The following is a 13,863-nucleotide window of genomic DNA, read 5'->3' on the forward strand; positions in this document are numbered from 1 at the left end:
ATCTTTTTGTTGATATACGAAGATTCTCAAGATAAATAAAAAAAGCAAAATGTATATTTTTTAAATAAATAACATTATTTCTTTATTATTACTAACAATTTGTGCATAAAGATTTAATTCTTTGTGAATTTGTGCAAATCATTTTTTCATTATTTTTTTACGTCTCAGGTAAGGTGCACACCCGATTTCGACCACTTTGTTTTGCGAGATAGAGTGCTTGATCGGCTCTTTCGACGGCTGCCAAGATATCGCCATGACAAACGGTGCTCGCTTCAACGCCGCAAGACAAAGACATCGTCCCTTTTTCAAAATTGGCGACAGGAAACATACTGCTGGAAATAGTTTGACACAGTGTCGTCATCGCAGCTACGGTCTTTTCTTTGACATCCCCTTCGATCACGACACAGAACTCTTCGCCGCCATAACGATAAAAGGAAAAGGTCTCGGCAAAATGCGCCTCTAAAAAAGTAGTCGTCCGTGTGGCAAAGGTTCTCAGCAGCTCATTTCCAGCGATATGACCATAACGGTCGTTGACCTTTTTGAAGTGATCAAGATCGATCATGGCGATCGTCACAGTCTTTTTCTGTGAAACGGCTTGAAGCAGATCGTGGTTATAGGTCCCATAGTTGAAGCAGCCGGTCAACGCATCGATCTTACTATTCGCCAACTCTGCCAGTACTTGGTACTCTTCGCCTTCAATCAACCGATGCAGCCACATAAAGCCGCCCAACAGCACAAAAGAACCAACAAGTACTGCCAACATCGCTTCCCAGTCATAGGTCGTCGTATGATGGACCAACATCGAAAAACGCGGTGAGAGCAGACAGGTCAAAAAATACATCAAATAAAATTACTGTTGCGGACGCAGCGGCTTGATTTTTGATAAGAGAAAATCAAGGACAAAGACGCCGACACCTAAGAGCGGTAAATAAAAGGCTTTGCCAATGTCAGAAAAACCGACAAACAGTAAATAGAAAACAACCATACACGGCGTTATCAAAATCAAGATCTTGCCACGATCACCATAGAAAAAATGACTCGCAATAAAAGCAGTTGTGTATTGATAACAGATAAACCCAACTGAATTCATTGAAAAAGAAAGAATAAAATACAAATGCGTAAACGTCAGAATACCAATAATAAAATACTTAAATGGACGAGAAACCGATATTTTTTGCACACTTCGTACAAAAACATCTGCGGTCACCAGTAAACTGGCAATCATCAGCGGCAAACCAAACGCCAAGAGCACGCCTCGTTCTAACATTCCATCACAATCGCTCTCCTTTAGACCATAAATATCCTTGTTGTAAATGAACCCCCATCTCAAGCAGCTGCGTCATCTTATCGCGGGTCTCGATGCCTTCAACGATCAACTCAAGCTGATACTTTTTGGCGACCTTCAACCAACAGGTCAAGAAACTAAACCCGATCTCCTCATCGAGCTGAATAAACGGCAGTAGTGAAAATTTCAAACAATCCACATTTTCAAGATTGGCAAAGACCAATGACAGGGTATTTTGGCCACAGCCGATGTCATCGACAGCGATCACATAGCCATAGGCTTTGATTTTTGCAAGGGCAGTAGACAAATCAAAAGAATCATGCTGACCTTTTACAGGATGCTCTGTTAATTCGATCTGCAACTGCTCTTTGTGGGCAGTCATCCCCTCAAAAAAAGTCCACGTTGACTGCCACAGCAGCTGTTGTGGATGAATATTGACACTAAAGCGGGTTTTCGGCTTTTTTTGGCACAACCGTTGCAGCTCCTGGGCATACCACCCCATCAACTGCTGATTGCCGCTTTCAGATTGAATCATTGCGCTGAATTCTTGTTGCGGAAAGCGGTTGTTTTTCTCGCTGCGCAGCAAGACCTCATAGCCGTTCACCTCTTGCTGACTTAGCGATTCTACCTGCATGATTGGTTGACATAACAGATAAGAATTGTCTGTGTTTTCCCAAATTGTTTCATTTCCCATCTTCGTTAAGCCCCCATCTAGTAAAGTTATCACTTCCGAAAATTGGTCATATTCGTATCATCGCTCGTTCATAGTCCTTAGAAAGAGAAGCTTCAAAGGAACTGACTTGCCTAAGTATACCAAATAGAGCCGCAGTTCCCCAACTATTTTAGATGATTGGGCAGAAATTTTTGTGAACGATTGGACAGAGATTGTAGCTTTCACCCATAGTTCCTCTTTCTTCTGACAGTTGGAATTCTGCGCTTTTCTTGTATCAAAAACGCTGTTTCTGGCTGACTTACACGTTGGTCGATTGGCGGTTTTGACAGCTTCTTCTGCTCATCCTCATAAAAAAGCCAGCTGAACAGGAATTGTTCAGCTGGCTTCCTTTTTCTGTTAATAAATTAAATAGTCAGAGGCACCGGCTTGCTTGATCTCGATCACCAGCTTATGAGGCAGGCAAATGCTCGTCTGCCCATTGCGATAGATCCAGCTGGTTTTGACAGCAATCTGGTCGGGACTATTGTCTTCACGAACTCGGATCGCGCCATCTTTGATCTCGACGATATTGTACTGACCTTCTGCTGGATAGTAGGTTTTTTCCATCGCATCGATTTCTTCTAAGTTAAAACGGTCAACCTCTTCTCCATTGATCCGCACGATTGCATACCGATCGCCAGTATCACTTTGAGCTTGTGCTTCAAATAGAAAAAGCGGTAAAAAAGAGCCGACAACTAACAGAATAAACAGCAGATAATCATAGGGCTTTAAAAGTTTTAAAAATGGCTGGATCGTCTTTTTCATCACATGTACGCCTTTCACGGTTCATTCACTGTTCCTTTTTAGAAGGTAATCGCTCTTCAAAAAAAGCAGTTAGGTCGATGATCTCTTCCTCTGTGAAGGTTTCTTGCTCCCATTGGGCAAGGATTTGTTCTTGCAAAGCCAAATCCATTTCCCAAAAATGCTCGATCTTCTTGAAATGCTTTGAGTCAAAGGAACGAAACACGGGGTAGATCATCAAAAATTCTTCAAAGGTAAGATCCCAGTCCTCAGTATAATCTTTAACGACCCCTTCTGACAAGGCTTTTTCCGTCGGATCGCCGTTTTCTTTGATCAAGCCCGCTTCGTAAAAATGGCGATAGATTGCCTCTTTGGTGATCTCTGGATGAAATTTTTTACTGTGACGATAGGCTTCTTCAATCAATGACGGATAGATGATCTCCATTTTCCCCCTGCTTTCTAGACGGCGTCATAAGACGCCGTTAATTCTTTTCGATCGGGTGCTGCGCTTTATATTCTGCTAAAGATACATGGTGGCTGCGCTTGAAGGTTCCTGTTGTCCCATCAAACGAAATCGCTGGTGCTTTGACGCCATAGTGGGTCCGGCGCTTATTCTTTTTTGCTTTTGATGTTTTTCTTGCAGGTACTGCCATGTCATTTCCAACTTTCTTTCACTTTCTCATTATGCACGCAGCTGCAATGCATTTTTTCGTTTATTTCGCTTAAATTCATGAATGATCTTTAATGCGCGTTTCCTTGTTTTGATGTTCGGGCTCTTTAAACGTCGATACGCACTAGACAAGTCCGTTTTTTCCATATTGACTCCTTTCTGTTACCAGCTTGCTTTTGTAACGCCGGGAATTTCTCCGAGATGTGCATGCTTACGGAAATTGATCCGTGACATGCCGAATTTATTCATGTAGCCGCGAGGACGACCATCGATCATATCCCGTTTCTTCAAACGAGTCGGATTCGAATCCTTCGGTAGTTTGGCCAATGCTTGGGTATCTCCTTGTGCTTTTAGTTCTTGACGTACTGCTCGGTATTGTTCGATGAGTTGTACTTGTTTGTTGTATTTTGCAATTTTTGATTTTTTTGCCATTCAGTTATTTTCCTTCCTATTTCTTGATTTCACGAAAAATCGCTCTGCGCCGCAACTTTGGTGAATATTTTTTTAATTCTAAACGTTCCGGCGTATTGCGCTGGTTCTTATTGGTCAAATAAAGTCTTTCCCCTGTCTCCACACATGCCAAAATAATATTGTTTCTCATAATAACCAGCTCCTTTCTCTTGCGTCACACCAAAAGAACACTCAAAGTGTAACGATTACGTTTTGTATCATATCACACTAAAACACAGGAAGCAAGCAAAACTATTTCTTCTTTTTGTTATTTAACACGTGAAGAAAACGTCATATGAATTTGTTTTCAACCGTCACTGTCATTGACGGCAAGATATCAGGACCCTGTAGCTTTTGATCCCGCAAAAAAATCACCTGATCTTTAAGGAATCACTGGTCGGTCTTTTCAAGCAGCCCAAGTCGTGATTCTTTGTCAGGTGATTTCATTCGGTTAATTTACTGATTGGTTCTCATGTGATGCAAGCCATTCACTAATCGCCTGCAAGCGTTCTATCCGCAGGTTCGGTAAGCCATTGCGCGACAAACCATGAGAGGATTGAGGAAACAGCATCAGCTTCGTATCGACGCCTTGACGTTGCAATGCCATGTAAAACTGCTGTCCTTGTTCTTGCGGACATCGCAAATCATTTTCCCCATGGAGGACTAGCGTAGGTGTCTTGACTTGGCTGGCATAGGCCAAAGGCGACATCTTCCAAAGTCCTTCGGTCTCATCAAGTTCCCGCAACAATTGGAATTTGACAAAGGCAGGTCCAATGTCACTCGTCCCATAAAAGCTGATCCAATTTGAGATCGAGCGTTGCGTAACGGCCGCACAAAAACGATCGGTATGGCCAACGATCCAGTTGGTCATAAAGCCACCATAACTGCCGCCAGCCACATGGATGGTGTTCGTATCTATTTCTGGATGGTTTGCCACCACGGCATCCACCCCCAACAGCAAGTCTTGATAATCTTTATTGCCATAATCACCTAAAATCGATTTGACAAATGTTTGACCGTATCCTTGCCCGCCACGAGGGTTCAACAAGATGACCCCATAGCCATTAGCGGCATGGACTTGCATCTCATGGAAAAATGTTTCCCCATAGCAGACCTGCGGACCGCCATGAATGTACAAAATCGCTGGATGATTCTCCTTTGTTTCGGTCGGGGGCAAATACCAGCCTTGAATTTGCCAGCCATCTGCTCCTTCGTACCAAAACGCTTCGGGTTTACTGATCGCTAACTGTGACATAACTGCTTGGTTGGGATCATAGAGATCAGTTACTTCACCACTTGTTAAGTCAATCAATGCTAAGCGACTAGGGATCGTTGGCGTCGCATAAGCAACAGCAAGTTTGGCTTCTGAATAGATCGCCGCATCGAGGATATCCATTTTTTCATCAAGGAGTTTGGTCCATTCTCCTTGGGTCGTGGCACGGTACAATTGCAGCTTGCCATGTTCTGTTACGGGTACAAGGAATGTGTCATCCGTCAACCAGGTGATCGCTACGCCACGATTTTTTTGTTGAAAATCACTGATGATCGCATTGCCAAAGGCAATATCTAACTCCTTGGAAAGATTTTTGACTGCTTTCGTTTTTAAGTCGATCAAAAACAAATCATCCAAGGTCACAAATCCGTAAGAGAGATCATTGCCTAATAGTAATAGCTGATCATTGCGCGCAGCAGCAAAAGTGTAGGTTCCTTCTGGCAGAATGTTTTCTAAACTTTCTGTCTTTTTCGTCTGGCTATCAAGGAGACAAACCTTCGAGCCATAGTCCCATTCATCTTCTTCCTCTTTGTCAAAGGTGAGGAACAACGTCTTCTGATCATCCGCGATGCCAGAAAAAACAAAGGGAGAATCATGCTCAAAAATCAGTTCCGTTTCTTGTGTCGCGATCGTTTTTTTGATGATCGAATGTTTTTTTTCTTTTAAAAAGCCGACGCCATCCGCCAAATAATTGACTTTCGTAGTAGCTTTTACTTCTGGAAATTCCTTTTGCTTGTCCGTCTTTTCTGTGTCGTCTTGATTCTCTGAGACCGGCTCTTCTTGTGCTAGCTTATAATAGACCGCCGTTGCGTCTTGCTTCCAAAAATAGTCCCACAGACCCTTCTCAGTGACAAGTGCTTGGGGCTTGCCTCCGGACACTGGCATCGTCCATAACGTACTTTCACCTTTCTTTGGATCGGTCGTCACAAAACTGAGCCTTTGCTCATCTGGCGAGACCTTTAGGTTGTTGTGGGTCGTCGCTTCGGTGCCCCACTCACGCCGTTCGTTGGTCTTTGGGTCAATACTATAAATCGCTGAATCATACGTATTAGTCTCTTGGTTGACTGCCGTTTCCAAGTAAAAAACCTGATTTTGCCCCACTGCAGGCTGCGCAATCGTTTTCAGTTCAAACAGTGTCTCATTCGTTATTTTTTCCATCCGTTTCCCTCCAAAGATACGTGTTTTCGCAGTAACTATCTACTAGTATATCAAAAGAAACGAATTTTTCTGCTTTTTTCCCGCCTTTTTTTAATAGTGAAATCCTCGCAGATTCGCTACTTCTTCAAAACCAGCCAACGTTCCCGTCTGCCGCAAGATCTCCTGCCCATTTTCTAAAAGGGTCAAGGCAATTTCCGTACTGGCGCTTTCGCGAATGATCCGATTCATTTGCCCAATAGAAGGTGCTAACAACGAATGGCCTTCTTTCGTCAACACTTCGATCGTCAGCAGCCACTGTTTTTGTTTGAGATGGATCACTAAACGGTCTTCCGTACGTTTGACATCATGAATCTTTGCACCATGATAAGTAGCAAAACGATATTCTTGGCTGCCGACTTGCAGAACACAAATCGTTCCCAAAAAAGCAAAACCAGCAAAGGGAATGTCGGCTGCGGAGAAAAAGAACCGTACATCTGGTGCATCAAAACTGTTGCACTGAACCCAGATATAAGCTGCTGGAAAGGAGGTACCCCAGTCTTTTTCCAAATAACCGATCCCGTTCGTAAAATCGATTGGTTCTTCGTTCCAGTACAGCGTACCTTCTAAGGTATGACTCATGCTCAAGACACCGTGGTAGCACTCCATAAATGACAGATACGAAAAAGGCCCCATGATACTCGGCGCATAACGTGTCCGCTGAATCGGTTTGTGGTCGTTATATATTACTGCTCCTTGTACTTGGAGATCGTTATTTTTTAAAGAAACTTGAATGCCTGCTTCACTAAAGATATTGTCACCAATCGTTACTTTTCGCTCCTCTTCTGAAACCTGAAAATCAGTTTCTGAAAAGGAGAAGTAATGCGCGCCCTCATGATTGATCACTTGAATGAACACTTCTTTGGTACCGTCTTCTTGAATCGAAAGACCTGGAATAAAAGCATAGACTTCTTCACCGATTTGGTGCTTATGGTACCAGCCTTCAAAAAAAGCGGTCTGCTTGTCGTGGCCGTGAAAGAACCGATCTGTTATCAACATCTTGATTTCCCTCCGTTTCTTTTTTAAGTGTAGCATGAAGCAGAAAGATTCCTCAGGATAATGCTTTTGTCCATGTAAAAAAGCCAGAAACAAGCAACACACTTGTTTCTGGCTTTGCTTATTGCTTTTTCATCACTCGACGGGTCCACCAGAGAAAAATAAGAAACCCTACAACGAGCAGTGTCAAAAGTCCGCCGGTCATCCACGATGGATCCCCAATGTGATAAAATGCCATGGCTTTTTGCAGGCAACCAAGCAACACAAATACCCCCAGTAGAAAAACGATCGGATAAAAAGCTTTTTCTTTGCGTGATACAACAAAAACGATCGCCGCTACTAGCAAACTGCCAACCAATACTACATCAAAAGGAAATGCGATCGTCAGGAGCCACCAGTTTGGGGTCAGCAGATTGATCAACAGTGAAAGACCAATCCAGCCACTCACAACGAGCCAAAGGGAGCCGAAACGAATCACCTTGCTTGTGCCCTTCTTTTGATAGATAGTTTTGCTGATGATCGCAAAAATCCCGATGACCGCTACCACAGTTACCAATCCTGTTAAAAGATAATCCAGCAGGTTAAGAACCAGTGGTCCTTGATTTGTAAAATCAGCTATAAACTTGATCCCCCAACTGATACCAACCGCTAAATATGCCAATTTGAGACGCTCTTTGAGATTGCTCTTTGGCGTGTTTGCCAACAGTTCATCTGCCACCCCTTTCGGATCATTACCAAAATAGTGTTGCGCCTCTTCTCCATGAGTTTGTGCTTCTAATAAATCCATTGCAATCGCGTATACCTGCTCTGTGACTTTATGCTCATCGTAAAAAAGGCTGGAAAGTAAGAGGTAGCTTCGAAAATCATCAAAAAATTGGCGATTTTTCTCATTGAATTGTTGCTCGATCAGATTGGTTTGCTCTCGCCAATAGGTCGTCTCTTGTTTATTTGCCATGTTTCCTCACTCCTTAAATAATCCTTCGACTTTCTTCATTAGGTTCGTCCATTGTTCTCTAAATTGTGCCAAATAGTCTATGCCTTTCGGGGTGATCGAGAAATACTTGCGATCAGGTCCTTCAGGTGATTTTTTCATCTCAGAGGTAATAAGTTCTTGTTTTTCCAACTTCTGCAGCAAAGGATAGATCGTGCCGCCAACGATCGTTTCAAAGCCTCTTTGCTTCAGTTCCTGTACCAGTTCATAACCATAAATCTCTTTTTGAGCAATCACTTGCAAAACACACCCTTCCAAAACCCCTTTTAGCAATTGCGTCTCTTTCACGATTTCCCTCCTTTGGTTCCCTTTGTCTAGTTTGTTATACAAACTAGTGTTGTACATAATATACGTGTTTGTCACTAGTTTGTAAAGCATACTAGTAGAATAAAAAAATCTCCTAAGAAGATTTTTCTTCTAGGAGATTTTTTTATCAGATGAATCAACGCTTCACCCCGCGTTGATAGGAATCATTGTATGCTTGAAAGGACTTATCGTGGAGTTTCGCCGCTGCATCTGCCAACCAGTTGACATTTCTGATCAATGCGCGGCCTTGTAAAACCAAGTCCACTTGATTGGTTTGCAAAAGATATTCGCAAAGATCAGGATTATCCAATAAACCGACTGCTGCTACGGGAATATCGACCACTTGCTTGATAGCTGCAGCAAAGGGCACTTGGTAGCCATCATAGATCGGAATATTAGGCTTTTTATCCACCACACCGCCTGTGGAACAGTCAAGACAATCAATGCCATCTGCTTGAAGCCATTGGGCCACTTGCTGCCAATCTTCCAACGAATTTTGGCGTCCTGGTTCTTCATAGTCTGTCAGTGACAAGCGCATCCACAAGGACCCAGAAAAGACTGCCCGAACTGCTTGTACCGTTTCTTTTACAAAGCGATACCGATTCTCTAAGGAACCACCATACAGGTCGGTTCGTTGATTGACGAGAGGCGAAAGAAATTGATCCATCAAGTAGCCATGAGCCCCATGAAGTTCGATCATCGTGACACCCGCTTTGGCTGCTCGTTGGGCAGCCTGAACAAAACTATCTTGCACCCGTTTGATTTCCGACAGGGTCATTTCTGACGGTAACGGGTAGCGTTCGTTAAAGGCAACGGCACTTGGTGCCAAAGGATTGCTGGCATCAACTGCTTTTCGTCCTGCATGGCTTAGTTGGATGCCTACTTGCGCATCGAACCCATGCAGCAGTTCCACCAATTTCGTCAGCTCTGTTTGCTGTTCTTCATTCCATAGCCCTAGATCATTGTTTGTGATTCGTCCGTCTGGTTCAACGGCAGTCGCTTCAATAATGATCAAGCCGACTTTGCTTAATGCTCGTGCCCCATAGTGAACAAAATGAAAGGGTTCCGCAACACCGTCTTCTTTTTTTACTTCATACATACACATCGGCGACATAACGACGCGGTTGGCCAATGCTAAATTCGCTAGCTTCACTGGTGACAATAATTTGGACATGCTGACACTCCCTCAACGATTTTTCGCTTTGTATTTTTCTCTATATTCAGTATAAACAGCCCCTTCAAAAACACAAGCAATGACCCTTTTTCCCATTTTTAAAACAAAAAAATAGACGCATTCTGCTTGCTCCCATGACATTGGAACAATCAGCTGCCTCTTCCCACTATTATTATACCGCATCCAGAGTCAAAAAAATAGACTAGTATTTTTGGTGGATGCTCGTATAATTGAGATACTTTGGAGAATGGATGTGAGTCTGAATGAACGACCTAAAGGCTGAAAAGAAGCATCTCGCAGACACGTACCAGCAATTGCTGACACGAAAGACAATGCTGAGCAGCTTCTTGACTGAAGGCAGAAAAAAAGATCGCCTTGCGATGCAAAGCATCGGCGAAGAGATTCGCTTAAACTTTGATAATTTTTCTGACCGTTTAGATACTTTTGCTGCCATCGAAAGTAAGAACCGTGAGATCGACCAAATGAACGCCGCTCTTCAATCTGCTGAACGTGAATTAGCTGCCATCGATCGTCTACTGGATAGTCCCTACTTTGGTAAAATCTCCCTACAGTTTGAAGATGAGGAAACAATAGAAGATTTTTACATTGGGATCAATGGTTTTGTTAATGAAAATAAGGAAGGGCTTATCTATGATTGGCGCTCCCCTATTGCCGAATTGTTCTATGCCAAACGCTTGGGCCCGGTCTCTTATCAAGTGAACAATCAGACGATTTCTGCCGTTCTTGAACATCGCCGACAATTTATTATCGAAAAAGATCACTTGAAGCAAGCCTTTGATACCTCAGTCGCGATTCAAGATGAAGTGTTACTGACAGCCCTTGAAGCCAATAATAGCCAAAAAATGCAAGATATCACTGCTTCGATCCAACACGAACAAAACGTCATCATCCGTGACTTAGCGCATAAAAACCTACTGGTCAACGGTGTTGCTGGAAGCGGAAAAACGTCTGCTGTCATGCAACGGATCGCCTTTTTGCTGTACCATTTTCGTGATGAGATGACCGCAGACAATGTCTTGATCCTCTCTCCGAACTCTCGGTTTATTGATTATATTTCGCAAGTGCTGCCTTCCCTCGGTGAAAAAAATCCATTGACGCTGACCATGCGGCAGTTTTGCCAAGCATTTCCTAGCGTTGACTTAGAATCGGAAGAGGCGTATTTTGACCGCATCCAGCAAACACCCAATGAAGCAATCGACCTTTTGCGCAGTGCGGACTTCAGTCGCTTTCTTCAATCCTTGAGCAAACAGCTGCCAGAAGAACTTGTGCTTCAGTTTAAACCAATCAAAAGAAAAAACGTCGTCCTTTTTTCTGAAGAAACGATCGACACTTTCTTCCAAGAGACACCGAAACAGGCATCCTTGCGCGATCGCATCCAAGCAGTCAAAAAGAAATTGGCTTACGCTTGGGAGGAACGACTGCAAAAAAATGCCTTAGCAGCAAATGTTCACGACCAAGTTCGTTCTTTGACTGAAGCCGAACAGCGCTCCCTATTAGGGAGAGTTTTAAAGGATGATTCAGAAAAAACAATTCAGAAAGCAGCCATTCGCCTCCTGAAGAAAAAATACGCAACGGTTTCCAAACAAATAAAAAACCTTACTTGGTTTGATACAAAACGATTGTTAGCAGACAGTGCCGACTATTTTACTCACGGACAGATCACTTTGACGCAAACAACAGATAGTTTGGATTATACCGTTTGTCTATTGCTGATTCGTCATTTGCTCGCCGAAAAACAACCTGTCCCTGCGTTACGCTATCTATTTATCGATGAAGTCCAAGATTATACGCCAGCACAAATTCAGTTTCTATTATGTCTTTTTCCTATGACCGCTTTTACCCTCGTGGGGGATCAGCAACAGGCGATCTTTACAAGTGCCATCACCGTATCAGAAATCCAAACGTTGTTTCAACAACAGGCGAAATCCCTCGAAACGTATCAGCTGACTACGAGTTATCGGTCTAGCGGTGCAATCACGCGGTTATTTGCCCAAATGCTACCAAAAGAAACCAATTTAAACATCTCTGCCGTTCGACCAGAAGGAAAGTTGCCACAGTTTTATGCCAATCTACCTGACGTTGCGTTAGTAGACATAGTAAAGGAACTTAAGCAACCAGTAACGATCATCACCAAAGATAGTCGATCCAGTGAGGAGCTCAAACAGTTCTTCGATAAACAGGCCGTGTCATTTCATGGAACGGTTTTACCGATTCATCTTGCCAAAGGATTGGAATTTAAGCAGGTCCTCTTATATGATGTCTCAGAAGAAAATTATCATACCGATCAAGACCGGCGAATTCTCTACACGGCGATTTCTCGTGCAATGGAAGAACTGGTGGTAACTTCAAAAGGAACCTTTTCGCCATTTCTCCCTCCTTGCTAGTAGAACGAAAAACCTCCTACTTTCTATAGAATCTTGATAAGATTTGAAAGAATCCTGTCTTGTCTCTCTGAGTAGTTCTCTTATCTGACTGATTTAGAAAGCTATCGATCAAATAAAAAGGCTCTATAATTTATGGGACTGATGAATCAGAATTGATTCTTCAGCCCCATTTTCATTTTAGGTATTAAAAAACATATCGTTCTCTAGTATGATTAAATCACCACAAAATAAACAACTGAGAGGACGATATGCTATATGAATGATTCTATCAAAAAAATGCTGAGAATAATAGAGAAAGATTTGATGATTACAGAGGTCTCTTACGAGACCCTTCAGAAGAAAAAGACGTTGGTCGTCGATGCTGTTCTCTCGCCTACTCCTCGTGCTTGTAGAAGTTGTGGTTCTACTGTGGTAGATGGAAACGGGAAAGCAATTATAGTGAAAAATGGGAAGAAGGAAATGATTGACCGTTTTGAACAATACAATCATATGCCTTTGGTTATGCGCCTAAAAAAGCAGCGCTATACCTGTAAAAACTGCCGAACCCATTGGACGGCTCAAAGTTATTTTGTCCAACCCAGACATTCAATCGCAAATCATGTTAGATATAAAATTGCTTCTTTACTGACTGAAAAAGTATCTTTATCTTTTATTGCGAAAAGCTGTCAGGTATCTTTGACCACCGTTATTCGTACATTGAAAGAGTTTAAAAGCTATTTACCAAAGCAATCTAAGAAGATTCTCCCAAGAGTATTGATGGTTGATGAATTTCGTTCGCATGCTTCCATAGAAGATAAAATGAGCTTTATTTGCGCAGATGGCGAAACAGGAAAATTAATAGATGTTTTGCCTACGCGTAAATTACCCCGATTAACAAGCTATTTCTCAGGTTGTACTAATCCGGAAGAAGTAGAATTCTTGGTGACAGACATGAACGCCGCCTACTTCCAGCTCACCAAACGTGTTCTGCCAAATGCGAAAGTAGTGATTGATCGGTTTCATATTGTCAAACACATGAATCAAGCGTTCAATGAGTTGCGTATCCGTGAAATGAATGAACTTCGTAAAGCAGGACAGAAAAGCCAAGCAGAAAAACTGAAAAAGAACTGGCGCTTTTTGCTAAAAAATCGTGCAAACATCAACCATTATGAATACAAAACATGGAAAAGTTTCCGAGCGCCAAAATACCCATTTCTTACTGAATCAATGATGATTGATCGATTGCTTGAGTTTTCTGCGCCCCTAAAGGAGGCGTATCCCTTTTTTCATGAATTAGTTGAAGCCTTTCGAGACAAAGACCCTGACTTATTTTTCTCCTTATTGGCAGAACTTCCCGAAACGTTAGATGACGGCTTTCGGGAGAAGCTTCAAAACCTTCTGACCTATGAAGAAGGCATCACCAACGCAATAATCTATCCTTATTCCAATGGAAAAATAGAAGCGAAGAATACCCACATAAAGACAATGAAACGAGTATCCTACGGATTTAAATCATTCGAGAACATGAGAATTAGAATCTTTTTGATCAATCAATTAATCAAAGTGAGATAACAAAAAATCTGAGCCAGAATGAGGTTCATTCTGACCCAGATTTGATTTTGCACAACTCATCAGTCCTTTATTGACAAAGAGCCAATAAAAAAGCATCAACGCGATTGCGTTGATG

At 42.5% G+C, this 13,863-nt stretch carries 16 protein-coding genes; 2 read left to right on the forward strand and 14 right to left on the reverse strand.

The window, feature by feature from the left end; translation table 11 throughout:
* Window positions 1-157: 157 nt before the first annotated feature.
* From IGJ05_RS06785 to IGJ05_RS06850, 14 genes are all read right to left on the reverse strand, one after another.
* Window positions 158-841 (reverse strand): GGDEF domain-containing protein, encoded by a 684-nt coding sequence (locus IGJ05_RS06785; protein ID WP_228077456.1) that lies wholly within the window; start codon window positions 839-841, stop codon window positions 158-160.
* A 9-nt stretch (window positions 842-850) separates the two neighbouring features.
* Window positions 851-1,267, reverse strand: a complete 417-nt coding sequence (locus IGJ05_RS06790; RefSeq protein ID WP_228077455.1) for a hypothetical protein — start codon at window positions 1,265-1,267, stop codon at window positions 851-853.
* A gap of 4 nt (window positions 1,268-1,271) precedes the next feature.
* Window positions 1,272-1,979 (reverse strand): EAL domain-containing protein, encoded by a 708-nt coding sequence (locus IGJ05_RS06795; protein ID WP_194185696.1) that lies wholly within the window; start codon window positions 1,977-1,979, stop codon window positions 1,272-1,274.
* Window positions 1,980-2,354: 375 nt separating this feature from the next.
* Entirely contained in the window at window positions 2,355-2,762 is a 408-nt protein-coding gene (locus tag IGJ05_RS06800; protein ID WP_034868672.1) for a NusG domain II-containing protein, read from the reverse strand.
* Window positions 2,763-2,787: 25 nt separating this feature from the next.
* Entirely contained in the window at window positions 2,788-3,183 is a 396-nt protein-coding gene (locus IGJ05_RS06805) for a hypothetical protein (RefSeq protein ID WP_005225342.1), read from the reverse strand.
* Window positions 3,184-3,220: 37 nt separating this feature from the next.
* Window positions 3,221-3,391: a 50S ribosomal protein L32 gene (gene rpmF, locus IGJ05_RS06810; protein ID WP_005225341.1), complete on the reverse strand. Its 171-nt coding sequence runs from the start codon at window positions 3,389-3,391 to the stop codon at window positions 3,221-3,223.
* Between the two features lie 29 nt (window positions 3,392-3,420).
* Window positions 3,421-3,555, reverse strand: coding sequence for a putative metal homeostasis protein (locus IGJ05_RS06815; protein ID WP_005237325.1), 135 nt, complete (start codon window positions 3,553-3,555; stop codon window positions 3,421-3,423).
* Between the two features lie 15 nt (window positions 3,556-3,570).
* Window positions 3,571-3,840 (reverse strand): 30S ribosomal protein S14, encoded by a 270-nt coding sequence (gene rpsN, locus IGJ05_RS06820; RefSeq protein ID WP_005225340.1) that lies wholly within the window; start codon window positions 3,838-3,840, stop codon window positions 3,571-3,573.
* Window positions 3,841-3,856: 16 nt separating this feature from the next.
* Window positions 3,857-4,009: a 50S ribosomal protein L33 gene (rpmG, locus tag IGJ05_RS06825; RefSeq protein WP_005225339.1), complete on the reverse strand. Its 153-nt coding sequence runs from the start codon at window positions 4,007-4,009 to the stop codon at window positions 3,857-3,859.
* A 300-nt stretch (window positions 4,010-4,309) separates the two neighbouring features.
* Window positions 4,310-6,289 (reverse strand): S9 family peptidase, encoded by a 1,980-nt coding sequence (locus tag IGJ05_RS06830; protein ID WP_194185694.1) that lies wholly within the window; start codon window positions 6,287-6,289, stop codon window positions 4,310-4,312.
* 90 nt (window positions 6,290-6,379) lie between these two features.
* Complete coding sequence (locus IGJ05_RS06835; RefSeq protein WP_262119033.1) at window positions 6,380-7,324, reverse strand: tocopherol cyclase family protein; 945 nt, start codon at window positions 7,322-7,324, stop codon at window positions 6,380-6,382.
* A 118-nt stretch (window positions 7,325-7,442) separates the two neighbouring features.
* On the reverse strand, window positions 7,443-8,276 hold the full coding sequence (locus tag IGJ05_RS06840; RefSeq protein WP_159161268.1) for a hypothetical protein: 834 nt from the start codon (window positions 8,274-8,276) through the stop codon (window positions 7,443-7,445).
* 6 nt (window positions 8,277-8,282) lie between these two features.
* Complete coding sequence (locus IGJ05_RS06845) at window positions 8,283-8,600, reverse strand: PadR family transcriptional regulator (RefSeq protein ID WP_008377296.1); 318 nt, start codon at window positions 8,598-8,600, stop codon at window positions 8,283-8,285.
* Between the two features lie 154 nt (window positions 8,601-8,754).
* Entirely contained in the window at window positions 8,755-9,792 is a 1,038-nt protein-coding gene (locus tag IGJ05_RS06850) for an NADH:flavin oxidoreductase/NADH oxidase (protein ID WP_142967811.1), read from the reverse strand.
* Window positions 9,793-10,055: 263 nt separating this feature from the next.
* On the opposite strand from IGJ05_RS06850, the gene IGJ05_RS06855 reads away from it, so the two are divergent.
* Window positions 10,056-12,197, forward strand: coding sequence for a HelD family protein (locus IGJ05_RS06855; RefSeq protein WP_438725112.1), 2,142 nt, complete (start codon window positions 10,056-10,058; stop codon window positions 12,195-12,197).
* A 255-nt stretch (window positions 12,198-12,452) separates the two neighbouring features.
* On the forward strand, window positions 12,453-13,748 hold the full coding sequence (locus IGJ05_RS06860) for an ISL3 family transposase (RefSeq protein WP_194185691.1): 1,296 nt from the start codon (window positions 12,453-12,455) through the stop codon (window positions 13,746-13,748).
* Window positions 13,749-13,863: the final 115 nt, after the last annotated feature.

The organism is Enterococcus sp. AZ167 (assembly GCF_051714025.1).
Taxonomy (GTDB): Bacteria; Bacillota; Bacilli; order Lactobacillales; family Enterococcaceae; genus Enterococcus_D; species Enterococcus_D casseliflavus.